This is a genomic window from Streptomyces incarnatus (genome assembly GCF_001027185.1).
GTDB lineage: Bacteria > Actinomycetota > Actinomycetes > Streptomycetales > Streptomycetaceae > Streptomyces > Streptomyces puniciscabiei.
Genome location: NZ_CP011497.1, coordinates 6,001,041 through 6,023,093 on the forward strand (window position 1 = coordinate 6,001,041; position 22,053 = coordinate 6,023,093).

Annotated in this window: 22 protein-coding genes and 2 pseudogenes; 12 read left to right on the forward strand and 12 right to left on the reverse strand. The window is 71.4% G+C overall.

Features of this window, described 5'->3' with window-relative positions; genetic code table 11:
• Positions 1-303: 303 nt before the first annotated feature.
• The 5 genes from ABB07_RS27055 to ABB07_RS27075 are packed head-to-tail and all read right to left on the reverse strand — an operon-like array spanning position 304 to position 5,905.
• Complete coding sequence (locus ABB07_RS27055) at positions 304-1,125, reverse strand: ECF transporter S component (RefSeq protein WP_208901143.1); 822 nt, start codon at positions 1,123-1,125, stop codon at positions 304-306.
• Positions 1,122-2,951: an ABC transporter ATP-binding protein gene (locus tag ABB07_RS27060; RefSeq protein ID WP_208901144.1), complete on the reverse strand. Its 1,830-nt coding sequence runs from the start codon at positions 2,949-2,951 to the stop codon at positions 1,122-1,124. Before ABB07_RS27060 ends, ABB07_RS27055 begins: the two co-directional genes overlap by 4 nt.
• Positions 2,948-4,063 carry a CbiQ family ECF transporter T component gene (locus ABB07_RS27065; protein ID WP_208901145.1) on the reverse strand — a complete coding sequence of 372 codons (1,116 nt, stop codon included), beginning with the start codon at positions 4,061-4,063 and terminating at the stop codon, positions 2,948-2,950. The genes ABB07_RS27060 and ABB07_RS27065 overlap by 4 nt, the downstream gene beginning before the upstream one ends.
• On the reverse strand, positions 4,053-4,697 hold the full coding sequence (locus ABB07_RS27070; RefSeq protein ID WP_208901146.1) for an SCO2322 family protein: 645 nt from the start codon (positions 4,695-4,697) through the stop codon (positions 4,053-4,055). The genes ABB07_RS27065 and ABB07_RS27070 overlap by 11 nt, the downstream gene beginning before the upstream one ends.
• Positions 4,694-5,905 carry an SCO2321 family membrane protein gene (locus tag ABB07_RS27075; protein ID WP_208901147.1) on the reverse strand — a complete coding sequence of 404 codons (1,212 nt, stop codon included), beginning with the start codon at positions 5,903-5,905 and terminating at the stop codon, positions 4,694-4,696. Before ABB07_RS27075 ends, ABB07_RS27070 begins: the two co-directional genes overlap by 4 nt.
• A 339-nt stretch (positions 5,906-6,244) precedes the next feature.
• On the opposite strand from ABB07_RS27075, the gene ABB07_RS27080 reads away from it, so the two are divergent.
• Complete coding sequence (locus tag ABB07_RS27080; RefSeq protein ID WP_208901148.1) at positions 6,245-6,910, forward strand: phosphotransferase; 666 nt, start codon at positions 6,245-6,247, stop codon at positions 6,908-6,910.
• Here the strand turns inward: ABB07_RS27080 and ABB07_RS27085 are convergent.
• Positions 6,888-7,370: a nuclear transport factor 2 family protein gene (locus tag ABB07_RS27085; RefSeq protein WP_208901149.1), complete on the reverse strand. Its 483-nt coding sequence runs from the start codon at positions 7,368-7,370 to the stop codon at positions 6,888-6,890. The genes ABB07_RS27080 and ABB07_RS27085 overlap by 23 nt on opposite strands.
• A gap of 57 nt (positions 7,371-7,427) precedes the next feature.
• Positions 7,428-8,450: a Strvi_7410 family MBL fold metallo-hydrolase gene (locus ABB07_RS27090; protein ID WP_208901150.1), complete on the reverse strand. Its 1,023-nt coding sequence runs from the start codon at positions 8,448-8,450 to the stop codon at positions 7,428-7,430.
• A 321-nt stretch (positions 8,451-8,771) separates the two neighbouring features.
• Here ABB07_RS27090 and ABB07_RS27095 point away from each other — a divergent pair, with 321 nt between their 5' ends.
• The 3 genes from ABB07_RS27095 to ABB07_RS27105 all read left to right on the forward strand — a co-directional run bounded on the left by ABB07_RS27095 (position 8,772) and on the right by ABB07_RS27105 (position 11,326).
• A complete protein-coding gene (locus ABB07_RS27095; RefSeq protein WP_208901151.1) occupies positions 8,772-9,929 on the forward strand; it encodes a pentapeptide repeat-containing protein in 1,158 nt (385 codons plus the stop codon).
• 478 nt (positions 9,930-10,407) lie between these two features.
• The gene (locus ABB07_RS27100) at positions 10,408-10,758 is read left to right on the forward strand and encodes a GntR family transcriptional regulator (protein ID WP_244189540.1); all 351 of its coding nucleotides are present in this window, start codon (positions 10,408-10,410) and stop codon (positions 10,756-10,758) included.
• A 1-nt stretch (position 10,759) separates the two neighbouring features.
• Complete coding sequence (locus tag ABB07_RS27105) at positions 10,760-11,326, forward strand: HD domain-containing protein (RefSeq protein ID WP_208901152.1); 567 nt, start codon at positions 10,760-10,762, stop codon at positions 11,324-11,326.
• Here ABB07_RS27105 and ABB07_RS27110 read toward each other — a convergent pair.
• Together ABB07_RS27110 and ABB07_RS27115 are read right to left on the reverse strand one after the other, a co-directional pair.
• Positions 11,314-11,787: an NUDIX domain-containing protein gene (locus ABB07_RS27110; protein WP_208901153.1), complete on the reverse strand. Its 474-nt coding sequence runs from the start codon at positions 11,785-11,787 to the stop codon at positions 11,314-11,316. The two genes, ABB07_RS27105 and ABB07_RS27110, sit on opposite strands and share 13 nt — an antisense overlap.
• 3 nt (positions 11,788-11,790) lie before the next feature.
• Positions 11,791-12,501: pseudogene (locus ABB07_RS27115) on the reverse strand (helix-turn-helix domain-containing protein).
• A gap of 40 nt (positions 12,502-12,541) precedes the next feature.
• On the opposite strand from ABB07_RS27115, the pseudogene ABB07_RS27120 reads away from it, so the two are divergent.
• The 4 genes and pseudogenes from ABB07_RS27120 to ABB07_RS27135 all read left to right on the forward strand — a co-directional run.
• A pseudogene (locus ABB07_RS27120) lies at positions 12,542-12,904 on the forward strand (tyrosine-type recombinase/integrase); the annotation flags it as partial.
• A 131-nt stretch (positions 12,905-13,035) separates the two neighbouring features.
• Positions 13,036-14,487 carry an aldehyde dehydrogenase gene (locus ABB07_RS27125; protein ID WP_208901155.1) on the forward strand — a complete coding sequence of 484 codons (1,452 nt, stop codon included), beginning with the start codon at positions 13,036-13,038 and terminating at the stop codon, positions 14,485-14,487.
• 3 nt (positions 14,488-14,490) lie between these two features.
• Entirely contained in the window at positions 14,491-14,724 is a 234-nt protein-coding gene (locus ABB07_RS27130) for a ferredoxin (RefSeq protein ID WP_208901156.1), read from the forward strand.
• A gap of 60 nt (positions 14,725-14,784) precedes the next feature.
• Positions 14,785-15,648 carry a tetratricopeptide repeat protein gene (locus ABB07_RS27135; RefSeq protein WP_208901157.1) on the forward strand — a complete coding sequence of 288 codons (864 nt, stop codon included), beginning with the start codon at positions 14,785-14,787 and terminating at the stop codon, positions 15,646-15,648.
• Between the two features lie 42 nt (positions 15,649-15,690).
• Here ABB07_RS27135 and ABB07_RS27140 read toward each other — a convergent pair whose 3' ends face one another.
• Positions 15,691-16,323 carry a TetR family transcriptional regulator gene (locus tag ABB07_RS27140; protein ID WP_208901158.1) on the reverse strand — a complete coding sequence of 211 codons (633 nt, stop codon included), beginning with the start codon at positions 16,321-16,323 and terminating at the stop codon, positions 15,691-15,693.
• Between the two features lie 231 nt (positions 16,324-16,554).
• On the opposite strand from ABB07_RS27140, the gene ABB07_RS27145 reads away from it, so the two are divergent.
• Genes ABB07_RS27145 through ABB07_RS27155 form a run of 3 tightly spaced genes read left to right on the forward strand, consistent with a single transcriptional unit; the run spans position 16,555 to position 19,852 of the window.
• Entirely contained in the window at positions 16,555-18,045 is a 1,491-nt protein-coding gene (locus ABB07_RS27145; protein WP_208901159.1) for a glycosyltransferase family 4 protein, read from the forward strand.
• Entirely contained in the window at positions 18,039-18,785 is a 747-nt protein-coding gene (locus ABB07_RS27150) for a class I SAM-dependent methyltransferase (protein ID WP_208901160.1), read from the forward strand. The genes ABB07_RS27145 and ABB07_RS27150 overlap by 7 nt, the downstream gene beginning before the upstream one ends.
• Complete coding sequence (locus tag ABB07_RS27155; protein WP_208901161.1) at positions 18,782-19,852, forward strand: prenyltransferase/squalene oxidase repeat-containing protein; 1,071 nt, start codon at positions 18,782-18,784, stop codon at positions 19,850-19,852. Before ABB07_RS27150 ends, ABB07_RS27155 begins: the two co-directional genes overlap by 4 nt.
• Before the next feature lie 102 nt (positions 19,853-19,954).
• Here the strand turns inward: ABB07_RS27155 and ABB07_RS27160 are convergent, their stop codons facing one another.
• A complete protein-coding gene (locus ABB07_RS27160) occupies positions 19,955-20,248 on the reverse strand; it encodes a hypothetical protein (protein ID WP_208901162.1) in 294 nt (97 codons plus the stop codon).
• Between the two features lie 128 nt (positions 20,249-20,376).
• Between ABB07_RS27160 and ABB07_RS27165 the strand changes: the two genes are divergently transcribed.
• Positions 20,377-20,946, forward strand: coding sequence for a hypothetical protein (locus ABB07_RS27165; RefSeq protein ID WP_208901163.1), 570 nt, complete (start codon positions 20,377-20,379; stop codon positions 20,944-20,946).
• Here ABB07_RS27165 and ABB07_RS27170 read toward each other — a convergent pair.
• Positions 20,943-21,953, reverse strand: a complete 1,011-nt coding sequence (locus ABB07_RS27170) for an LLM class F420-dependent oxidoreductase (RefSeq protein ID WP_208901164.1) — start codon at positions 21,951-21,953, stop codon at positions 20,943-20,945. The two genes, ABB07_RS27165 and ABB07_RS27170, sit on opposite strands and share 4 nt — an antisense overlap.
• Positions 21,954-22,053: the final 100 nt, after the last annotated feature.

Below are 22,053 nucleotides of genomic sequence, written 5' to 3' on the forward strand. Positions count from 1 at the left end.
GCATGCGTCGGCGCCTCGGCCCGGGTGGGCTCGTGGCGCCTGGCGACGTCGTCCAGAGAAGCAGCCCGGAAAGCCGTCCGCAATGACCCCTTTTACTAGTTGTGGCCGGATGGCGGGGAAACGTCGGCTCTGTGGCGTGGGTCTCAAAGCGCAGGTCAGCGGGGGTGCACTAAGGGAGATATCGGACATTTGGCGCTACGGCCGTGGATCGTAGGTGACCTGCGTCATGTGGGGTGCTTCACCGTCTCGCTCACGGTGCGCATACGGCGCCTCGCGCAGCGGGACCGTTCGCTGTGCCGCCCGTCACGCGGCGGGGCCGTCGAATGTGACCGCCGTCTCGAAGGCGGCCCGCCGCGTGGCCCGGCGCAGCGCGCGCAGCACGGCCGGGCCGAGGACCAGGGTCAGCACGACCGTGCACAGGGCCCGGCCCAGGTCCCAGCCGAGCGAGGTGGCCAGGCAGTAGGCCAGGAAACGGGCCAGGTTGGCGGGGACGGAGGCATGGGCGTCGAAGGAGATGTTCGAGGCGGCGGCGCCCATGAACGGCCAGCCGGCCAGGTTCATGACCGTGCCGTAGGCGAAGGCGGCGAGGAAGCCGTAGGCCGCGAGGAGGAGCAGTTCGGCCCGGCCGCGCAGCCGGACCGGGCCCGGGAGCAGCCCGGCGCCCATCGCGAACCAGCCCATCGACAGCATCTGGAACGGCAGCCACGGTCCGACCCCGCCCGTGAGCAGGGCGGACGCGAACATCGTCACCGAGCCCAGGGTGAAGCCGAAGCCGGGTCCCAGCACCCGCCCGCTGAGCACCATCAGGAAGAACATCGGCTCGATACCGGCCGTACCCGCGCCGATCGGACGCAGCGCCGCCCCCGTCGCCGCCAGCACGCCCAGCATGGCCACGGCCTTCGGCCCGAGATCCGACTCCGAGATCGTCGCCGCCACGACCGCGACCAGCAGCACCAGCAGACCGGCGAAGAGCCAGGGCGCGTCCTGGGCGTGCGCGCTCAGCCGCGAGGCGGGCGGAGCGAGGAAAGGCCAGCCGAAGGCGGCCACCCCCACCGCGCTGACCAGGGCCAGCGCGGCGAGCGAGCGGGGGCCGAGACGGACGGCGTGCAGGCGTGGGGCGCTCATCCGAGGGCCTCGCGCACCTCGGACACGGTCAGCCACTGCTGCGGGGCGAGGATCTTCGTCACCTGCGGCGCGAAGGACGGCGAGGAGACGACGATGTGCGCCGTCGGCCCGTCGGCTATGACCTCCCCCTCCGCCAGCAGCACCACCCGGTGCGCGATCTCGGCCGCCAGCTCCACGTCATGCGTGGCCAGCACGATCGCGTGCCCCTCGGCGGCGAGACCGCGCAGCACGGTCACCAGGCGGGCCTTGGCCCCGTAGTCCAGGCCGCGGGTCGGCTCGTCGAGCAGCAGCAGCGGCGGCCGGGCGGTCAGCACGACGGCCAGGGCGAGCGTCAGACACTGCCCCTCGGACAGGTCACGGGGGTGGGTGCCGTCCGTGATCCCCGGCAACAGCTCGGACACCAGCTCTCGGCAGGTCCCCGGCTCGGCTCCCGCGTCCCGGTCGGCCGCCGCGCACTCCTCGGCGACGGTGTCCGCGTAGAGGAGGTCCCGCGGTTCCTGGGGGACGAGGCCGACGCGGCGTACGAGGGCGGGGGACGCGGTGCGGTGGGGTTCGGCCCCGCCGACGGTGACCGTCCCGGTGGTGGGCGCGAGGAGGCCGACGAGGGAACTGAGCAGGGTGGACTTTCCGGCGCCGTTGCGGCCCATGAGGGCGATGGTCTCGCCGGGGGCGACGGTGAGGTTCACGTGCCGTAGGGCGGTTGTGCGGGAGCGGCGGACGGAGAGGGCGGACACCTCGGCGATGTACGGCTGCGAGGGGCCCGGGGTGAGGGTGGGACGGCGCCGGAACCGGAGGCGGCGCCCTGTGCCGGTGCCGGCCGGGGGTTGGGTCGCTTGCCCGCGCCGGCGGGGTGCCGCTGCGCCCACCCGTGCCGCCCCAGCGGCACGACTGCCCGCAGCTACGAGCCCCGTAAGGGGCGCGGGCAGTGTCGATATGCGGCTCCGCCGCGTGGGCGCGACCAGCCCGGACGCGCCCGCAGCCGCCGTCGGCGGAGTGTCACCCCGTGCGGAGGCGGACAGGCGTTCCTTCAGGGGCGCAGACATTCGGCGGGCGTCTCTCACCGTCAGCGGCAGTGGTGACCAGCCCGCCAGGCGGCCCAGGTCCACCACCGGGGGGAAGACGGGGGAGACGGCCATCACCTCCGGCGGGGTGCCGACGACCGGCGGCTCGCCCGGAGCCGGGAGGAGCACCACCCTGTCGGCGTAGTGCAGGACCCGCTCAAGACGGTGTTCGGCCATCAGGATCGTCGTACCGAGGTCGTGCACCAGGCGCTGGAGCACCGCCAGGACCTCCTCCGCCGCGGCCGGGTCCAGGGCCGAGGTCGGCTCGTCGAGGACCAGTACCCGCGGGTGCGGGGTGAGGACGGAGCCGATCGCGACACGCTGCCGCTGGCCACCGGAGAGCGTGGCGATCGGGCGGTCGCGCAGTCCGGCCAGACCCAGCAGGTCCAGCGTCTCCTCGACCCGGCGCCGCATGACCTCGGGGGCGAGGCCCAACGACTCCATGCCGTAGGCGAGTTCGTCCTCCACGGTGTCGGTGACGAAGTGGGCGAGCGGATCCTGGCTCACCGTGCCGACCACGTCGGCGAGTTCGCGCGGCTTGTGGGTGCGGGTGTCCCGGCCCGCCACCGTGACCCGGCCGCGCAGGGTACCGCCGGTGAAGTGCGGCACGAGGCCGCTCACCGCGCCGAGCACGGTCGACTTGCCGACCCCGGACGGGCCGACGAGCAGCACGAGTTCGCCCTCCGGCACCTCGAAGCCGACGCCCTGGACGGTGGGTTCGGCCGCACCGTCGTAGGTCACGCTGACATCCTCGAAGCGGATCACGACGGCTCCTTGGGGTCCGGTGGGTCCTTGGGTACGGCGAAGGCGGGCAGCAGGGCGAGGAGGATCGCCGCGGCCGGCCACAGGGGGAGGGCGGGCGCGACGAGGGGCACCACGCCCGGGTGCAGCGCCTCCGGGTCGCGGGCGGCGGCCAGGCCGAGCAGCGCGGCGACCGCGGCACCGGAGCCGGTGACCAGCCAGGCCCGTGCGTCCCACGGGTCCGGGCGGTACCGGGTGCGCGGCGAACGCCGGCCGCCCAGGCGCAGGCCCGCGAGGGCGGCGACGGCACCGGCGAGCAGCAGCGGGATGCCGTAGGTGCCGCCCTCCGCGGTGAGCAGCCCGTACGTTCCCGCGCACACGCCGAGCAGGCCGCCCAGGGTGAGCGCGGCCGTCGTACGGCGGATGCGGGCGGGGACCACGGCGGTACGGCCGTAGCCCCGGGCCTCCATCGCGGCGGCGAGCGCGACCGAGCGCTCCAACGCGCCCTCGAGCACCGGCAGTCCGACCTGGAGCAGGCCACGCAGGCCCCGGTCCGGCCGGCCGCGCAGGCGCCGGGCGGCGCGCAGCCGCTGGACGTCGGCGATCAGGTGCGGGGCGAAGGTGAGCGCGACGACCACGGCGACGCCGGTCTCGTACAGGGCGCCGGGGAGGGACTTGAGCAGGCGGGTGGGACTGGCGAGCGCGTTCGCGGCGCCGACGCAGACCAGGAGGGTGGCCAGCTTGAGGCCGTCGTAGGCGGCGAAGACCAGCGCCTCCGCCGTCACCTTGCCGCCCAGGCGGATGCCCTGTGCCCAGCGGGGGAGGGGGACCTCGGGAAGCGTGAGGAGGGTGTGCGTGCCGGGGATGGGGGAGCCGAGCGCCACCGCGAAGACGAGGCGGACGAGCAGCACGGCGAGGGCGAGCTTGGCGAAGGCCGGGTAGGCGCGGGAGGCGGGCGTGCCGGTGCGGTGCGTCGCCACCACGTAGGCGGAGGCCGACACGAGGAGGGCCAGGAGGAGCGGGTTGGTGGTACGGGTGGCGGCCGTACCGAGCGAGAGCGCCCAGAGCCACCAGGCACCGGGGTGAACGGTCCGCCCGCGGGTACGCACCGACGGGTCCCCGCTGTCACCCCGCATGGCGTCGCCGCCGTGCCTGCCACACCGCCGCCCCCGCCAGGAGGGCGACCACCCCCGCGCCGACCGGCAACCCCAGGGAAGGCCCACTGCCCGAACTGCCGCTCCGCTCCGGCGACTTCTTGCCGGTGGACGCCGAAACCTGTTCCCCGCACCCCTTCTTCGGATACCCGGCGATCGCGCACAGCAGGGCGTTGGTGTCGTAGCGCAGGGGCGGGGCGACGGCCGCCAGGGCGTCGGCGGCCGTCGCGTCGGCCGGGATCCTCGCGCAGGCCGTGCGGCGGGCCGGCGGGGTCTCGCCGGACGGCGCGTCCGCGGGGGTGCCGAAGTCGAGGACGACAGCCACCCGCTTGGTGCCGGCCTTGGCGGGCGTCCCCGCACAGATCGTGCCGAAGTCCGCCGCCCCGCGCGGCCGGCTCGCGTCCGCCGAGTCGGCGCTCACCGCGAAGCGGAAGCCCGCCACGGCGCCGTCGTCCAGGCGGGCGGTCGACGGGCCCTGCGTGGCATACGTCCAGCGCCCGCCCGACCGCTCCCAGAAGGACCAGTAGCGGTAGCCGGTGGCCTGCGCCTGCCCCGCCCCGGCCAGCAGGACGGCCGCGGCGCACAGCAGGCTCGCGGCGCGGCGGACGGCCCTCACGGCTGCCGCTTCTTCCGGCCGCTGAGCAGGAAGCCGACGCCGATGCCCGCGACGAGGCAGACGCCGACGAACCACCAGACGCCGAAGCCTGAGCCGCCGTCGGACTTGGTCTCCTGCTGGTACCCGGTCGCCGCCATCTGCGGGAGGGGACCGAGCGCGTTGAGGGACCGCACCAGGCTGGTGCCGCCGAAGTCACCGGGCTGCGCGCCGACCGCGTGCGCGGCGAGGATCAGCTGGGCGTACGCCGCCGGGCCGCTCTGCGCCGCCCAGGGCCCGGCGTTCTTCTCCAGCCAGCCGTACGCCTTCTTCGCCTGCTCGGTCCGCCCGTCCGCGGCGAGCGCCACGACCGTGTCCGCGGTGTTGCCGAAGTCCGGCTGGTCCTTGGCGCCGGGCAGGGCGGACCGCAGATGCCCGGTCCGGCCCACGGCCGCGGCCAGATAGGCACCGGCGTTGTCGGCGATCCGCGCGGGGCGGCCGGCCTTGGTGCACGCGTCCCCGGCGGGCGCCTTGCCGGCCTGAACCACGAACCCCTTGCCGAGCGCGCCGAGCACCCCGGCGGCCGTGGCGTCCGCGTTGGCGGCCAGCTTGCCCTTCTTGTCCGGCTGGAAGGCGAGGGCACCGCCGCCGTCCTGGTCGCAGGGGAGGGACATGGCGGCCAGCAGGTCGTACGGGGACTTGCCCGACCTGCGGACGTCCGCCGGATCCGTACCCGCCGCCGTCAGCGCGCCGATGACGACGGAGGTGGAGTTGGTGTCACTGGCCCCGCCCGGCGAGTAACCCCAGCCGCCGTCCTTGTTCTGCACGGACTTCAGCCAGGTGACCGCCTTGCCGACGGCGTCGTCGTGCCCGCCGGCCGCCTTCAGGGCCTGCACCGCGGCGGCCGTGCTGTTGGTGTCCACCATGACCTTGCCGTCGCAGGCCTTGGCGGGGGCGGCGCGGAACGCGGCGAAGGCGCCGTTCGCGCACTGCTGGCCGGTGAGCCAGTCCACGGCCTGCGCCGCGGGCCGGTAGCCGAGGGTCCGCTGGGCGACGAGCGTCAGCGACTGGCGCCACACGCCGTCGTAGGTCGGGTCGGACGTGCCGTACAGCCCGGACGGGATCGCGGCCTTGGGAGAGGGGGACGGGGACTGGGTGGCGGCCGTGGCGGGCGCGGCGGCGGCCAGCACGCCTATGGCGGCGAGAGCCGCGGCACTGCGGCGGACGTTCATGGTCGGCGACTGCCTCTCCTGCGGGGAACCGGCAGCGCACGGGAGACCCCGGGCGGCTCGGCTCCGTAAACCTCGACGGTGCCGTGCGCGGCGGGCCGCCGACGCACGCGAGCCGGTCAACGTCCGTCCGGGGCGGTCCGGCTCACCGCGCTTAGGGCGGCTCACGGATGGGGGTGCCCCCGGCTCGAGCGAAGCCGAGAGTTGGGGGAGGGTCAGCGCCGGAATTGCACCGGCTTCCCCCCGTACGGGTGTGATGACGACCCCGCCACTTTACCGGCCGCCCTGAGCGGGGTGAGGGGTGGCTGTGGGCACACCGGAGCGGTGACTAGGGTCACGGCCATGACGACGGGGAGACTGCTGGGTTCGGGCCGCTCGGCCGACGTGTACGAGGTCGACGAGGCGTGGGTGCTGCGCCGGGACCGCGAGGGCTGGGGGGACGCGGCCGCCGAGGGGGCGGTGATGGCGTACGTACGACGGCACGGGTACCCGGCGCCGCTGGTGCGGCCCACCGGTTCGCGCACCGATCTGGTGATGGAACGCCTGTCCGGTCCGACCCTGCTGACCGCACTCACCGACGGGCGGATCGGCGTGACGGAGGCGGGCACCCTGCTCGCCGCACTGCTGCGGCAACTGCACGCCGTACCGGGACGGCACCCGGCCGACCCGGGAGCCCGTGTGCTCCACCTCGACCTGCACCCCGACAACGTGATGCTCACCCCGGACGGCCCCCGTGTGATCGACTGGTCCAACACCGAGGACGGTGACCCCGGTCTGGACTGGGGCATGTCGGCGGTGATCCTCGCCCAGGTCGCCGTGGACGACACGCCCCTCGCCCATCCGGCGCGCGCTCTGCTCGCCGCGCTGCTGGCCGACCCCTCCGAACTGACCGAGGCCGGCCTGACCGAGGCCCGCAGGCGCCGAGCGGCCAACCCGACGATGAGCCGACGGGAGGTCGAACTGCTCGCCCCCGCAGAGGAGTTGATCAGGAAACTGGCTTTCCGGTGAGTGCGCCGGCGGCCGTCGGGGTCGGCCCGCCGAAGGGCAGGTGCAGGGTGCGGGAGGCGATCAGCCAGCTGCCGTCGACCCGGCGGAAGGTGTCCTCGTAGTGACCGACCTGGACGGGCGGTCCGGCGGGGACGGGGGCACCCGGCCCCTCGTGTCCGTCGACGCGGTAGGTCGTGAAGTACGCGACGGAGCGGGCCGTGCGCGGGCCGGTCACCGTGACCAGCACGTTGGACATCAGGCGGCGGGAGAGCCGGTCGGCGGGGCGGGAACCGAAGTACCCGCGCAGGGCCTCCCGTCCCCGGATCCGGCGCCCGTCTCCCGGCGGGGGCCACTCCCAGACGCCGTCCTCGGTGAACAGCTCGGCCACGGAGGCCGGTTCACCGAGGTCGAGCCGGTGGACGAAGTCGACGATCACACGCTCGCAGGCACGCTCGGCGAAGAGCCGCTCCATGGGGTCCATACGGCTGTGTAGCAGGGGCGCGGCAGAGCGGACGAACCATTTACACCGCTTACACCGCTACACCGCCACGTAGGCCACCGGCTCGCTCCCCGCCACCGGCTCCGCCCGGCCCTGCTTGACCAGCCGGCGCAGATGGGACTCGGCCTCCGAGACGGCGATGTTCCGGGAGCCGTAGGGAATCTCGGCCCAGGGGCGGTTCCACTCCATGCGCTCGGCGAGCTGCCAGGGGGTGAGCGGCTCGGCGAGGAGGGTGAGCAGCCCGGCCAGGCGCTCCTCGTGGTGGGCGAGCAACTCCCTCACCCGGCCCGGCGCGTCGGTGAAGGCGTGCTGGTGTGCCGGGAGCACCTCGGCGGGCGCCAGGCGGCCGATCCGCTCCAGGGAGTCGAGGTAGTCGCCGAGGGGGTCGGTGACGGTCGCGTCCTCGGGGTCCTCGTACAGGCCGATGTGCGGGGTGATCCGCGGCAGCAGGTGATCGCCGCTGAACAACCGTCCATTTCCCGGAAGTCGGCGGTCGGGATGCTCCTCCTCCAGGTGCAGGCAGACGTGGCCCGGGGTGTGGCCCGGGGTCCAGATCGCGCGCAGCCTGCGGCCGGGCAGGTCGAGGAGCTCGCCGGGGACGATCTCCCGGTCCGGGAGGGCGGGGGAGAGGCCGGGCAGGGTGCGGGGGGTGCGCAGCGGCGCCAGGTGTTCCTCCGGGGCCCCGGCGGCCGCGAGTTTGGCGTGCATGTAGGTGAACCAGCGCTCCGGCCGGGCCTCCCGGGTGCGCCGCACGACCGCGGTGTCGGCGGCGTGCATCGCCACCCAGGCACCGGAGACCTCGCGCACCCTGGCCGACAGGCCGTGGTGGTCGGGGTGGTGGTGCGTGATGACGACGCCGTACACCTCCTCCGCCGCCGTACCGCAGCCGGCCAGCCCCGCCACGAGGGTGTCCCAGGACGCCGGATCGTCCCAGCCGGTGTCGACCAGCACCGGGCCACGGTCGGTCGCCACGACGTAGACCAGCGTGTGACCGAGGGGGTTGTCCGGGATGGGCACCGCCACGGACCGTACGCCCCCGCCGTGCTCGAACGTCGTCACCATCAGTCCTCCGCCCCACGGCACGCGGCACACGGCCATTGCCCACTATAACTAGAACTGGTTTCAATGGGTGTCCACGTCATCTGACGCGGTTGGCCGTTGGGCTGACCTGCGCTGATGTGCGTGCTACCTGTCGTTGCTTGTCGACGTTGGTCACTGCCGGACGGCCCAGAGACGGCCCGAGCCGCGCGAACTGGCACCCTAGAAGCAACGGTTCGGGGCTCGTCTCAGGGCGGGGCAGTTGACTATTCGGAGCCTCAAATCTTGCTCTGCAAAGCGGCTACCAGCCCTTCCGGCGACCAACCCGAGGACATGCTGCTGAGCATGACGCCGAAGACCAAGCGCATCGCGCTCACAGGCTGCCTCACCCTGTTGGTGGTGGGCTACGGGCTGCTCCTCTGGCACGGTCCATGGTGGATCGATGGTTCGCATCTTCGCCGGAAGAATCTCGAACCAGCAGACGGCGTCGTCATTACAGGATTTCGCACGATGCTGGTCGCGCTCGGGGCAGGTGCCGTGGCAGCGTGCGGCCTTTACTACACGCACAAGAATCACCGACACACCGAAATGATGTTTCAGCATACGCGAGCGAAAGATAGGGAGCAGTCGGAAATATCCCGAGAGGGTCAAGTCACAGAGAGATACGTGCAGGCTATTAAGCTCCTCGGTTCTGAAAGCCTGACGGAACGACTCGGAGGAATCTACTCGCTTGAACGCATCATGCGGGATAGTGAGAAGGATCACTCGACAGTCGTGGAGGTGCTGGCAGCTTTCATTCGACAGAGGGCAGAGCCCACAGAGGACAATATCTTTAGCAAGCCCGTGCCGTACCTCAGCGAGGACGTTCAAGCTGCCATTTCAGTTCTCGGACGCCGTCCACACTTCGATAAGGGATCAATTCTCAATCTAGATGTGCGCCGAGTCCTTAACAATCGTTTTCACGGAGCGATGCTACACAGGGTGGAGCTAGTCGGAACGCACTTGAGCGGCGCACGTCTCTCATATGCGAACCTAACGCTTGCCAATTTCAACGAAGCAGATTTGCGAGGCATTGAACTGTTGGGCGCGAAATGTGCCAAAGTCAGCTTCAGAAGGGCTAATCTGCAAGGCGCGAACTTGAGTACAGCTCTTCTGGCTGATGCCGACTTCACAGGAGCCAACCTGACGGGAGCAAATCTCTCTGGTGCTGATCTCAAAAACGCTACGTTCCTAGGAGCTGATCTGACGGGAGCGAATCTTATGTTCGCCGATCTCACAGCCGCAGACTTCACGCACGAGCGGTTTGGGTACTGGACACCCCCATCGGACACCGCCAAAGACAAGAACCTCCCCGAAGCGCACGGGTTGACTGCAGAGCAACTTGCCGACGCATTTGTCTATCGCAACACAGAACTTCCGGCGCATCTGGCCTCTGATCCGCGCGTGCAAGAGCTCATTGAGAAATGCGAAGCGGATCGCGAGAAAGCCGCCAAGCCTGAGTGATGCGGCCGATGTGCAAAAGATCCGTGAGGGGGTCTCGGGTTCCTACAGGTCCGGCCGATGTCAGAGCGGCGAAGCGGTATGCGCTCGCTGGCACGATGGTCTTGTTTGCTGGAGGGCGCAACGGACCCCTGCCTAGCCGTGGAGCCGACCGCCCCAGCCACAGCGGGGTTTTCCTACCTTCGCCCGCATGCACGCAGCGCGCCGCCGGGCGGACGCCGCTGGCGAAGACAGGGCGGCGGCCCCGCCGACAACGCGGCGCGCGCCCGCGCCGTGCGCGGGCCTTGATGAGGCGGAGAAGGTCCCATCAAGCTGACGGGGCACCATGGGAAGCTGGGGTAGGACAATTGGCTGACCGAGAGGGGGAGCGCGTGGCAGAACAGGCCAGCCCCCGGGGTACCTTCCTGAAGATCGCCGATGCGCTGAAGGCCCGCACGAGGCAGACCCGGACGTGACGGAGCTCCCGTCTGCTGCTGATCTCGTGCGCGACTACAAGATCTCGCGAGGAGTCGCCCTGCGCGCCTTCGGCGTACTCCAGCGTGATGGCGTGGCTGAACCGGTGCCCGGTGGGCGGTGGCGTGTCGTGCGGGCGGGTGAGTCGGCCGACCGGCGCCCGCTGGACGAACGGATCGCGGCGATCATCACGGATGAAGGGCTCGAAGCGGGGGCAGCCTTCCCCAGCGCTTCCGTCCTGGCCGCCCGGTTCGGGGTGTCACGGCCCACCGTGACCAAGGCTCTCGACAAGTTGGAGGCGGCCAGCGTGCTGGCCGGTGGTGGGCAAGGCAGGGTGCGGACGGTCCGCGCCGCACCGATTCGAGAGGAGCGTTCGTAGCTTGTCGAAGCTGACGGAGTGGGCCTACCCCCTCGCCGAGTCGCTGCTTGCCGAGCCGCTGCCCCGGCGCTGGCAACACTGCTTGGGGGTCGCCGAGCGGGCCCGTACGATCGCGCCCGTCCTGGGTGAGGATGCCGATCTGCTTGAAGCGGCGGCAGTCCTTCACGACATCGGGTACGCCCCCGACCTTGCCAAGACCGGCTTTCACCCGCTCGACGGCGCTCGCTACCTTCGCAACGTCGCCGATGCCGACGAACGGGTCGTGAACCTCGTAGCCCACCACTCGTGCGCGTGGATGGAGGCAGAAGCCCGCGGTTTGCATGACGAGCTGGTGGGTGAGTTCCCTCGTGAGAGCGCGCACTTGAACGACGCGCTCTGCTACTGCGGCATGAACACCACGCCGGATGGAACGCCCACGAACCCGATCGACCGAGTCAACGAGATCGCAGGGCGCTACGGTCCGGACAGCCTTATCGGCACGTTCATCCGCCGCGCGGAACCAGAGATCCTTGCGAGCACATCGCGCGTGCTCGAACGTGTCGCCGCCGCCAAGCGTCAGCCGATGTAGGGGGTCGTACGCGTCCGGTCCATGGCGTGCTCGATGCGCAGTCGCATGGTGGGGTGGACGTCCAGGTCACGCAGGTCCGCCGGGTCCACCCAGCGGACCTGAGTCGTCTCGTTGCTCGTACGCAGCTCACCGCCGACCGGCCGCGCGCGGAAGCAGATGCTGAACTGCTGGCGCACTTCCCCGTCGTCGTACTTCATGACGTGCCCGGGGTCGGTGTAGATCCCGGACATGCCGATGACCTCGGCCTTGACGCCGGTCTCTTCCCAGACCTCACGCACCACGGTGTCGCTGATGGACTCCCCGACGTCGTGGCCACCGCCGGGCAGTGCCCAACGCCCGTTGTCGGAGCGCTGAATCATGAGCACCTGTCCCGCATCGTTCTGCACGAACGCAACGACCGACGGTACGACCGAGTTGGCCGGCGGGGCGTCGGGGTCGTGAAGGTAGTCGATACGTCCCATGCCTCATGCTCCTGGTATGTCGTGTTCAGTCACTGGCCTTGCACCGCGACGTCTGCTGAACGCTATTGGCAAAGGTGTCGAAGAGCCCGCCGCCCGGGAGTCGCCGCAGGTGCAGAACCGGTGCCAGGTAGGCGCCGATGCCATACACGTGCGTGTTGACGAGCATCTCGTCATCCACACGGTAGATCGAGTTGTAGAGCACGGTGTCATGCAGCCTGAAGGCGATCTCAGGGTGGCTGGTGAACAGAGGGCGGTAGTTGACCAGCGCGTTCCGAATCTTGCCGTCCATGATCCGGTGCCCCTCGTCGATGCCGCGTCGAATGACGGCCTCGCATTCGGGGTCGCCCATCAGGACCCGAATGGCGACACTCTGCGACTTCGCTTTGAGGACCCACAGGAAACGCGGATCTTCCGCCAGGCTGATGCCTGCGTAGACGAGGATGTCGATGCGTTCCTTGGCGCGTTCACACATCTCCGCCACAGGTCGGTCGGTACGACGTGACGATGCGGGTAGACCGTAACGATCTCCGCCTTGCAGAGGTCAGTTGCGCTGTCGAGTGAGCGGGTGTCCTCCCCCAGCGTTGTGACGTCAACATTCAGCACGGACGCAGTGGCGTACTGATGGCGCCGGTAAGGGACCTTGCCCTGCGTGATCCAGCGTTCGACGGTCTTCGGATTGACCTTGATCGCTTCTGCGAGCTGTTGCACGGTCATGTTCTGTGCCAAGAGGGCTGACCGCAGTCGCTCGTTGGAGCTCATGTTCACCGCTCCCGAGGGCGGTGCGCTCCTGCGTCACAACTTCAACCGGGACGCCTGGAAGCCCGCCCTGGTGGCCGCCGGAGTGCTCCCTGAGCCTGAGCCGGGCCGGCGGATCGCGGAATCCCGGGAGGACGGCATGCACGCGCTCAGGCACTTCTACGCGTCCGTTCTGCTCGACGCCGGCGAGAACATCAAGGCGCTGAGCCGGTACCTGGGGCACAGCGACCCAGGGTTCACGCTGAGGGTCTACACGCACCTCATGCCGAGCAGCGAGAGCCGCACGCGGAGGGCGGTCGACGGCATGTATCGGGCGGCCGGTGAAGGCAACGACGGCCCACAGACGGCCCAGGCGGCATAAAGGCACCCCCACCAGCGGAAAAGTGGCTGGTGGGGGCCTATCCGGCCCTAGGTCTGGCCTAGTTTAACTAGAACTGATATCAGTTCTGAAACAGCGTCAGAAACATGCGGTGCGGTGGGAGGCAGTCGGCCATGACCGAGCTCGTGGAACACGGACAGCTGTTCATCGGCGGGGAGTTGACCGAGCCCCTGGGCAAGGACGTGATCGAGGTGGTGTCCCCGCACACCGAGGAGGTCATCGGACGGGTGCCGCACGCCTCGCGGCAGGACGTGGACCGGGCCGTGGCCGTCGCGCGCCGGGCGTTCGACGAGGGGCCGTGGCCGCGGGCGAGCCTTGAGGAGCGGATCGAGGTCGTCACCCGCATCAAGGACGGCATCGCCGCCCGGCACGAGGAGATCGCCCGGGTGATCTCCGCGCAGAACGGCTCCCCCTACTCCTGGAGCGTCCTCGCCCAGGCGCTCGGCGCGATGATGGTGTGGGACGCCGCGATCAGGGTGGCGCGGGACTACCCGTACGAGGAGCGCCGGGACGGTGTCCTCGGGCCGATCCTCGTGCGCCGCGAACCGGTCGGTGTGGTCGCGGCCGTGGTCCCGTGGAACGTGCCGCAGTTCGTCGCCGCCGCCAAGCTCGCGCCCGCGCTGCTGGCCGGCTGCACGGTCGTACTGAAGCCGTCCCCGGAGTCCCCGCTCGACGCGTATCTCCTGGGGGAGATCGTGCGGGAGGCCGGTCTGCCCGAGGGCGTGCTGTCCATCCTTCCCGCCGACCGCGAGGTCAGCGAGTACCTGGTGGGCCACTCCGGCGTCGACAAGATCTCCTTCACCGGCTCGGTCGCGGCCGGCAAGCGCGTGATGGAGGTCGCCGCGCGCAACCTCACCCGGGTCACGCTGGAGCTGGGCGGGAAGTCGGCGGCGGTCGTCCTGCCGGACGCGGACGTGCAGACGGCGGTGGCCGGCATCGTCCCGGCGGCCTGGATGAACAACGGGCAGGCGTGCGTGGCCCAGACCCGCATCCTCGTACCGCGCGCACGCTACGACGAGTTCGCCGACGCCTTCGCGGCAGCGGCCGGCGCGCTGAAGGTCGGCGACCCGCTGGACCCGGCGACCCAGGTCGGCCCGCTGGTCGCCCGCCGCCAGCAGCAGCGCAACCTCGACTACATCCGGATCGGCCAGGAGGAGGGCGCCAAGGTCCTCACCGGCGGAGGCCGCCCGGCGGGGCTCGACCGCGGCTGGTACGTCGAACCGACCCTCTTCGGAGACGTGGACAACTCCATGCGCATCGCCCGCGAGGAGATCTTCGGGCCGGTCATCTGCCTGCTCCCGTACGGCGACGAGCAGGAGGCCGTGAAGATCGCCAACGACTCGGACTACGGCCTGTCCGGCAGCGTGTGGACGGCCGACGTCGAGCGCGGCGTCGACGTGGCGCGGCAGGTCCGCACCGGCACCTACTCGGTCAACACCTTCAGCCTGGACATGCTGGGCCCGTTCGGCGGCTACAAGAATTCGGGCCTGGGGCGGGAGTTCGGCCCGGAGGGGTACGGCGCCTACCTCGAGCACAAGATGATCCACCTGCCGGCGGGGGCGTAGGCGATGGGCGACCGCTGGCACGTCGAGGTCGACCGGTCGGTGTGCATCGGCTCGGCCCAGTGCCTCCACCACGCCCCGCACGCCTTCCGCCTCGACTCCGCCCGCCAGTCCCATCCGGTCCGGCCGGACACCGACGCCGGCGAACCCGTCCTGGAGGCGGCCGAGAGCTGCCCGGTGGAGGCGATCGTGATCACGCTGCTGGAGAGCGGGGAGGCGGTGTTCCCGCCGGAGGAGTAGCGGTGTCGCAGCCGCCGGATACGCTCCAGCGGTTCCGACATACCGACGAGGGTGGGAAGCGTGCACGAGTCCGAGGCCGAGCAGCTGATCAAGCAGGCGTACGAGGCATGGGACGCCGAGGACTGGCTGTCCGCGGCCGGGCTGCTGGAGCGGGTCCTCGCCGGCTTCCCGGACCTGCCGGAGAGCGCGGTGTGGTGGTACGACGCCGCGCTCGCCCACAAGTTCCTGCGCAACTGGGCGAAGGCGTACGAGCTGGGCCGCGAGGCCGCGGCCCGCGCCCCGCGCGGCGAGGGCGAACCGGCTCACTGGAACCTGGGCATCGCCGCCACCATCCAGCGCGACTGGGCGACGGCCCGTGAGGCGTGGACCGGCTTCGGCATCCAACTCCTGGAGGGGGAGGGCGAGATCAACGGGCGGTTCGGGCCGGCCTGCGTGCGCCTGGACACGGGCGGGGAGCGGGAGGTGGTCTGGATCGACCGGCTGTGCCCGACCCGGGGCCGGGTCATGAACGTACCGGTGACCGCCGGCCGCCGCTTCGGCGAGATCGTCGTCCACGACGGCGAACCGAAGGGCCGCCGGGTTGTGGACGGCCGCGAATACCCCGTCTTCGACGAACTCCTCCTCTTCGAGACCTCCGACCTGCCGACGTTCACGGTCACGGTGAAGGCGGGCCAGGCCTCCGACATCGAAGCGCTGGTCGAGCTGTTCCTGGCGCAGGGCTACGGCGCTGAGCCGGCGAGCAGCTTCGAGCTGCTGTGCGCCTGCTGCAGCGAGGGCACGCTGGAGCGGCGGCGCAGCGTTCACGGGGGCGCACAGCAGGTGTCCCTGGCGGCCTCGGAGGAGGAGGCGCGGCGGTTGCTGGACCAGTGGGTCACGCTGACTCCCGCGGGACGCGCGTGGAGCGGTTTGGCGCCGGTCGGCTGAGGACCAGCCGCGCCGGGCTCGCGGCACGCTCAGTGGCGCAGGTCAGGTGTGCCCGCCCGGTTCCGTCAGGTCGATCAGTCGGCACACCGTCTCGATGTCGATCTTCACCTGGGCGATGGAGGCGCGGCCGGAGAGCCAGGTGATCAGGGCCGAGTGCCAGGTGTGTTCGATGACGCGGACCGCCGAGAGCTGCTCGGGGGTGGGGTTCTCCAGGCCCATCGCGTCCAGGATGATCAGCGTCGTCTGGCGGGAGACCTGGTCGACCTCCGGCGAGACGCTGCGGTCGGCGAAGGTCAGCGCGCGGACCATCGCGTCGGCCAGGTGCGGCTCGCGCTGCAGGGCGCGGAAGGCCCGCATCAGGGTCTCCGCCACCCGCTCGGCGGCCGTGTCACCCGCGGGGGGCTTCTTCCGCAGGGTGCCGTGCATGTGCTCCAGCTGGTCCTGCATGGTGGCGACCAGAAGGTGGATCTTGGACGGGAAGTAGCGGTACAGCGTGCCGAGGGCCACCTGCGAGGACTCGGCGACCTCACGCATCTGCACGGCGTCGAAACCGCCCCGGCTGGCCAGCTGGGCGCTCGCGTGCAGGATCCGGCGGCGGCGGGCCTCCTGGCGCTCGGTGAGCGGCGACGAGGAGGGCCGGACCGTCCCGGCTTCCACCTTGGATTCCGCAGGCATGTCCGCAGGCATGGGTCCCGTCCGTGACAGTCGGTGAAGGTGTCTGTGGGGCACGTGATCACACAGCATGGCAGGGCGCCGCGCCGTGGCGCGAATCACCTGATCCACTGCTCACAGCGCCCCTACCTGCCGGTAGATTCAGAGCCTCTTGAACGATCAAGTCTGAAACTTGTTCTAGATTAGCGTCCCGGCGTAGTGTCGCGGGACAGTGCAGGCAGAAGGGGGCACGGAGTGACCGCTGAGGCCCGTGTGGCGGGCGTCGACCAGGACCCCGCTGCCGACGGCGAGCGACCGCTCGACATCGCGCTCCTCACCTATAAAGGGAACCCGTTCTGCGGCGGCCAGGGTGTCTACGTACGGCACCTCTCCCGTGAGCTGGCCCGGCTCGGCCACCGGGTCGAGGTCATCGGTTCGCAGCCGTACCCCGTCCTCGACGAGGGCTACCCCCGGCTCACCCTCACCGAGCTGCCCAGCCTCGACCTCTACCGCCAGCCCGACCCCTTCCGCACGCCGGGCCGGGGCGAGTACCGGGACTGGATCGACGCCCTGGAAGTCGCGACGATGTGGACCGGCGGCTTCCCCGAGCCGCTGACCTTCTCGCTGCGCGCCCGCCGCCATCTGCGCGCCCGGCGCGGCGAGTTCGACGTCGTGCACGACAACCAGACCCTCGGCTACGGCCTGCTGGGCGACATCGGCGCGCCCCTGGTGACCACGATCCACCACCCCATCACCGTCGACCGGCAGCTGGAGCTCGACGCGGCCGAGGGCTGGCAGCGCCGGTACTCGGTCCGCCGCTGGTACGCCTTCACCCGCATGCAGAAGCGCGTCTCGCGCCGCCTGCCCTCGGTCCTCACCGTCTCCGGCAGCTCCAAGCAGGAGATCGTCGACCACCTCGGCGTCCGCGACGACCGGGTCCACGTCGTCCACATCGGCGCCGACACCGATCTGTTCGCGCCGAATCCGGCCGTGCCCGAGGTGCCGGGCCGGATCGTCACCACCTCCAGCGCCGATGTGCCGCTCAAGGGGCTGGTGTTCCTGGTGGAGGCGCTGGCCAAGGTGCGCACCGAGCACCCGGCCGCCCATCTCGTCGTCGTCGGCAAGCGCCCCGAGGAGGGGCCGGTCGCGGCGGCGATCGAGCGGTACGGCCTCGAAGGCGCCGTCGAGTTCGTCAAGGGCATCTCCGACGCCGAACTGGTCGACCTGATCCGCTCGGCCGAGGTCGCCTGCGTGCCCTCCCTGTACGAGGGCTTCTCGCTGCCCGCCGCCGAGGCCATGGCCACCGGCACCCCGCTCCTCGCCACGACCGGCGGCGCGATCCCCGAGGTCGCCGGCCGCGACGGCGAGACCTGCCTCGCGGTGCCGCCCGGCGACGCGGGCGCCCTGGCCGCCGGGCTCGGCCGGCTGCTCGGCGACCCGGAGCTCCGGGTGCGGCTCGGCCGCGCGGGCCGCGAGCGGGTGCTGCGGAACTTCACCTGGGCCCGCGCCGCGGAGGGCACGGTGGCCCACTACCGGGCGGCCATCGCCCGCGCCGGCCGCCTGACGGGCACCGGCCGCGCGGCCCGTTCCGTGGACCTCGGCCGCCCCCACGCTCCCACCGGCTCGCGCGGCGGAACCCCCACCGCGGCCCCGATCCCCGGCCGTTCCGCGGCCGCACCGAGTGTCGCCCCCGCGAGCTCGGCCAGTGTTGCAGGCGTCTCCTCCGAAAGCAGGGCCACGTGCTGACCGTCGACTTCTCCCGGTTCCCGCTCGCCCCGGGCGACCGAGTCCTGGACCTCGGCTGCGGGGCCGGCCGGCACGCCTTCGAGTGCTACCGGCGCGGCGCCCAGGTCGTGGCCCTGGACCAGAACGGCGAGGAGATCCGCGAGGTCGCCAAGTGGTTCGCGGCGATGAAGGAGGCCGGGGAGGCACCGGAGGGCGCCACCGCCACCGCCATGGAGGGCGACGCGCTCAACCTGCCCTTCCCGGACGAGTCCTTCGACGTGATCATCATCTCCGAGGTGATGGAGCACATCCCCGACGACAAGGGCGTGCTCGCCGAGATGGTCCGCGTGCTCAAGCCGGGCGGCCGTATCGCCGTCACCGTGCCGCGCTACGGGCCGGAGAAGGTCTGCTGGGCGCTGTCCGACGCCTACCACGAGGTCGAGGGCGGCCACATCCGCATCTACAAGGCCGACGAACTCGTGGCGAAGATCCGCCAGGCGGGCCTGAAGCCGTACGGCAGCCACCACGCACACGCGCTGCACTCGCCGTACTGGTGGCTGAAGTGCGCGTTCGGCGTCGACAACGACAAGGCGCTGCCGGTGCGCGCGTACCACAAGCTGCTGGTCTGGGACATCATGAAGAAGCCGCTCGCCACCCGGGTCGCCGAGCAGGCGCTGAACCCGCTCATCGGCAAGAGCTTCGTGGTCTACGCGACCAAGCCGCACCTGCCGCGGCTTGACGACGAGGCGGCCGCCAAGTGACCACCCCCCGGACAGAACACCTCGTCCTGCCCGGGGTCCTCACCGCCGAGCAGGCTGCCGCCACCGTCCGCGGCATCCTCGCCGTACAGCGGGAGGACGGCGCGATCCCCTGGTTCCGCGGGCACCACCTGGACCCGTGGGACCACACCGAGGCCGCGATGGCCCTGGACGCGGCCGGCGAGCACGAGGCCGCCGAGCGGGCGTACGACTGGCTGGCCCGGCACCAGAACGAGGACGGCTCCTGGTACGCCGCCTACGCCGACGGCGCCCACGACGACGTCACCGACCGCGCCCGCGAGTCGAACTTCGTCGCCTACATAGCCGTAGGCGTGTGGCACCACTACCTCTCCACCGGCGACGACACGTTCCTGGACCGCCTGTGGCCGACCGTCTACGCGGCCATGGAGTGGGTGCTCGCCCTGCAGCAGCCCGGCGGCCAGATCGGCTGGCGCCGCGAGGACGACGGCACGCCCACCGCGGACGCCCTGCTCACCGGCAGCTCCTCCATCCACCACGCGCTGCGCTGCGCGCTCGCCATCGCCGAGCAGCGCGAAGAGCCGCAGCCGGACTGGGAGTTGGCGGTCGGCGGGCTCCGGCACGCGATCCGCCGGCACCCCGAGCGCTTCCTCGACAAGGACCGCTACTCGATGGACTGGTACTACCCGGTCCTCGGCGGCGCGCTGACCGGCGGGGAGGCCAAGGCCCGCATTGAGGAGTCCTGGGACCGTTTCGTCGTACCCGGCGCCGGCGTGCGCTGCGTGGTGCCCAACCCGTGGGTCACCGGCGGCGAGTCCAGCGAACTCGCCCTGGCCCTGTGGGCGATGGGGGAGTCGGACCGCGCCCTTGCGATCCTGCAGTCCATCCAGCACCTGCGCGACCCGGAGAGCGGCCTGTACTGGACGGGCTACGTCTTCGAGGACGACGCGATCTGGCCCCGCGAACTCACCACGTGGACGGCCGGCTCCCTGCTCCTCGCGGTCGCGGCCCTGGGCGGCCACGAGGCGACCTGCGCGGTCTTCGGCGGGGAGTACCTGCCGACCGGCCTGGACCCCGACTGCTGCGGCTAGCGCACGGGCTCAGCTGCGGCGCGGCCCTCGGGCTCCGCTCGGCCCGGCCCACGGGCCCCGCTGCGGCCGGCCCACCGGCTCCGCCGCGGCCGGCCCGCGGGCTCAGTGCCGGTGTATCCGGTTGGCGATGGCGTGGCCCACGAACAGGTAGACCACGGCGGCCAGGCCGTAACCGGCCACCACCCTCGCCCAGGCCTCGTCGAAGGTGAACAGGTCGTGGGACCAGCCCGCCAGCCAGGCGGCGGCGTGGTGGATGAACTGGACCAGGCTGTTGGCGCGGTTGGCGTCCAGCAGGTACATCAGGATCCACAGGCCGAGGATCAGCGCCATGATGTCGGCGACGACCGCGATGACCGTCCCGGCCTGATTCGCACTGTTGCGATATCGAGGGGACATACTCTCCGGATTGCCGGGCGGCGCGCGGCGAAACCCGAACGGCGGCGGCCGAGTGGCGTACCCGGCCGTCCCGGGTGAGCCTGCTGGAGGAAGCAGACCACTCGGGGAGGACACGTCCGGAGGACCCCGTGCCCGTACCGATACGGCGCCTCGTGGTGGCGCTCACCGTGTGCTGCGCCCTGCTGGCCGGTTCCACCGCCTGCGGCAGCAGCGAGAAGACCAGTACGAAGGACACCGCGGCGGTCCAGGCCGCCCCCGCCGCCACCCCCAGCCCGACGACCTCCGCCGAACGGCAGAAGTTCGCCAAGGCCCGGTTCGTGGCCAACGCGGGCCTCGCGGCGGGCGCGACCTACCAGTGGATCGTGAAGCCGTGGAAGGCCGGCAAGTTCAAGAAGGGCGCCCACGGCCGCAAGCTGACCCTGGTCAAGGCCGGTCTGGCCGGTGCGTTCACCTACAACCGGCTCAAGGCGGCCGTCCGCAACGCCCAGGGCGACCCCCTGCTGTCGAAGGCACTCGCCCCCCTCAACGCCGCCATCGACGGCCTGAAGAACCTCCCCGCCAAGCTGCGCAGCGGCGACGGGAACGCGGCGGGCGCCTTCGATGACATCATCGGCAAGGTCAAGGACGCGGGCAGCAGCGCCGGCGCCCCGGTCAAGGAGCAGGTGCCGTCGTCGTCCCAGCTCGCGCACGGCGGCTAGGAGTTCAGCTCCGCCAGCACCCTGAGGGTGTGCGGGTCCGGTGACAGGGCCAGCAGGTCGGTCACCGGGCCCGCGCGCCACAAGTCCAGGCGCTCGGCGATGCGTTCGCGCGGGCCGACCAGCGAGATCTCGTCGGCGAAGGCGTCCGGCACGGCCAGTACGGCCTCCTCGCGCCGCCCGGCCAGGAACAGCTCCTGGATCCGCCGGGCCTCCTTCTCGTACCCCATGCGCGCCATGAGGTCGGCGTGGAAGTTGCGGGAGGCGTGGCCCATCCCGCCGATGTAGAAGCCGAGCATGGCCTTCACGGGCAGCAGCCCCTCGGCCACGTCGTCGCACACCTTCACCCGGGCCATCGGTGCCACCAGGAACCCCTCCGGCAGCTCCCGAACCGCCTCCCCGTACGCCTCCGGCCGGCTCGGCGCCCAGTACAGGGGCAGCCAGCCGTCGGCGATGCGGACCGTCTGCGCCACGTTCTTCGGCCCCTCGGCGCCGAGCAGCACGGGCAGACCGGCCCGCAGCGGGTGGGTGATCGGCTTGAGCGGCTTGCCGAGGCCGGTGCCGTCCGGCCCCCGGTACGGCAGGGGATGGAACCGCCCGTCGACCTCCACCGGCGCCTCGCGCCGCAGCACCTGGCGTACGACGTCCACGTACTCCCGGGTCGCGGTCAGCGGCGACGCCGGGAACGGGCGGCCGTACCAGCCCTCCACCACCTGCGGCCCGGACAGCCCGAGCCCCAGCATCATCCGCCCGCCGGACAGGTGGTCCAGGGTGAGCGCGTGCATCGCGGTGGTGGCCGGCGAACGGGCGGCCATCTGGGCAACGGCCGTACCCAGACGGATCGTTGAGGTCCGTGCGGCGATCCAGGTCAGCGGGGTGAAGGCGTCCGAGCCCCAGGACTCCGCCGTCCACACCGAGTGGTACCCGAGCCGCTCCGCCTCCTGGGCGAGCGGCACATGACCGGCGTCCGGGCCGCGTCCCCAGTACCCGAGTGCGAGACCGAGCCGCATGCGCCTGCCTCCTGACGCTCCGTCAGTTCACTGCCGGGAGGCGACTGTACGACAACGGCCCCCCGCCCGGAAGGGCGAGGGGCCGGCTACGGCAGTGCCG

Coding starts and splice junctions, on each gene's coding strand:
- ABB07_RS27075 (WP_208901147.1), bottom strand. CDS start 5,905: ATGAACGTCCGCCGCAGTGCCGCGGCTCTCGCCGCCATAGGCGTGCTG.
- ABB07_RS27065 (WP_208901145.1), bottom strand. CDS start 4,063: ATGCGGGGTGACAGCGGGGACCCGTCGGTGCGTACCCGCGGGCGGACC.
- ABB07_RS27080 (WP_208901148.1), top strand. CDS start 6,245: ATGACGACGGGGAGACTGCTGGGTTCGGGCCGCTCGGCCGACGTGTAC.
- ABB07_RS27095 (WP_208901151.1), top strand. CDS start 8,772: ATGACGCCGAAGACCAAGCGCATCGCGCTCACAGGCTGCCTCACCCTG.
- ABB07_RS27170 (WP_208901164.1), bottom strand. CDS start 21,953: ATGCGGCTCGGTCTCGCACTCGGGTACTGGGGACGCGGCCCGGACGCC.
- ABB07_RS27130 (WP_208901156.1), top strand. CDS start 14,491: ATGGGCGACCGCTGGCACGTCGAGGTCGACCGGTCGGTGTGCATCGGC.
- ABB07_RS27160 (WP_208901162.1), bottom strand. CDS start 20,248: ATGTCCCCTCGATATCGCAACAGTGCGAATCAGGCCGGGACGGTCATC.
- ABB07_RS27055 (WP_208901143.1), bottom strand. CDS start 1,125: ATGAGCGCCCCACGCCTGCACGCCGTCCGTCTCGGCCCCCGCTCGCTC.
- ABB07_RS27090 (WP_208901150.1), bottom strand. CDS start 8,450: ATGGTGACGACGTTCGAGCACGGCGGGGGCGTACGGTCCGTGGCGGTG.
- ABB07_RS27085 (WP_208901149.1), bottom strand. CDS start 7,370: ATGGACCCCATGGAGCGGCTCTTCGCCGAGCGTGCCTGCGAGCGTGTG.
- ABB07_RS27110 (WP_208901153.1), bottom strand. CDS start 11,787: ATGGGACGTATCGACTACCTTCACGACCCCGACGCCCCGCCGGCCAAC.
- ABB07_RS27140 (WP_208901158.1), bottom strand. CDS start 16,323: ATGCCTGCGGAATCCAAGGTGGAAGCCGGGACGGTCCGGCCCTCCTCG.
- ABB07_RS27125 (WP_208901155.1), top strand. CDS start 13,036: ATGACCGAGCTCGTGGAACACGGACAGCTGTTCATCGGCGGGGAGTTG.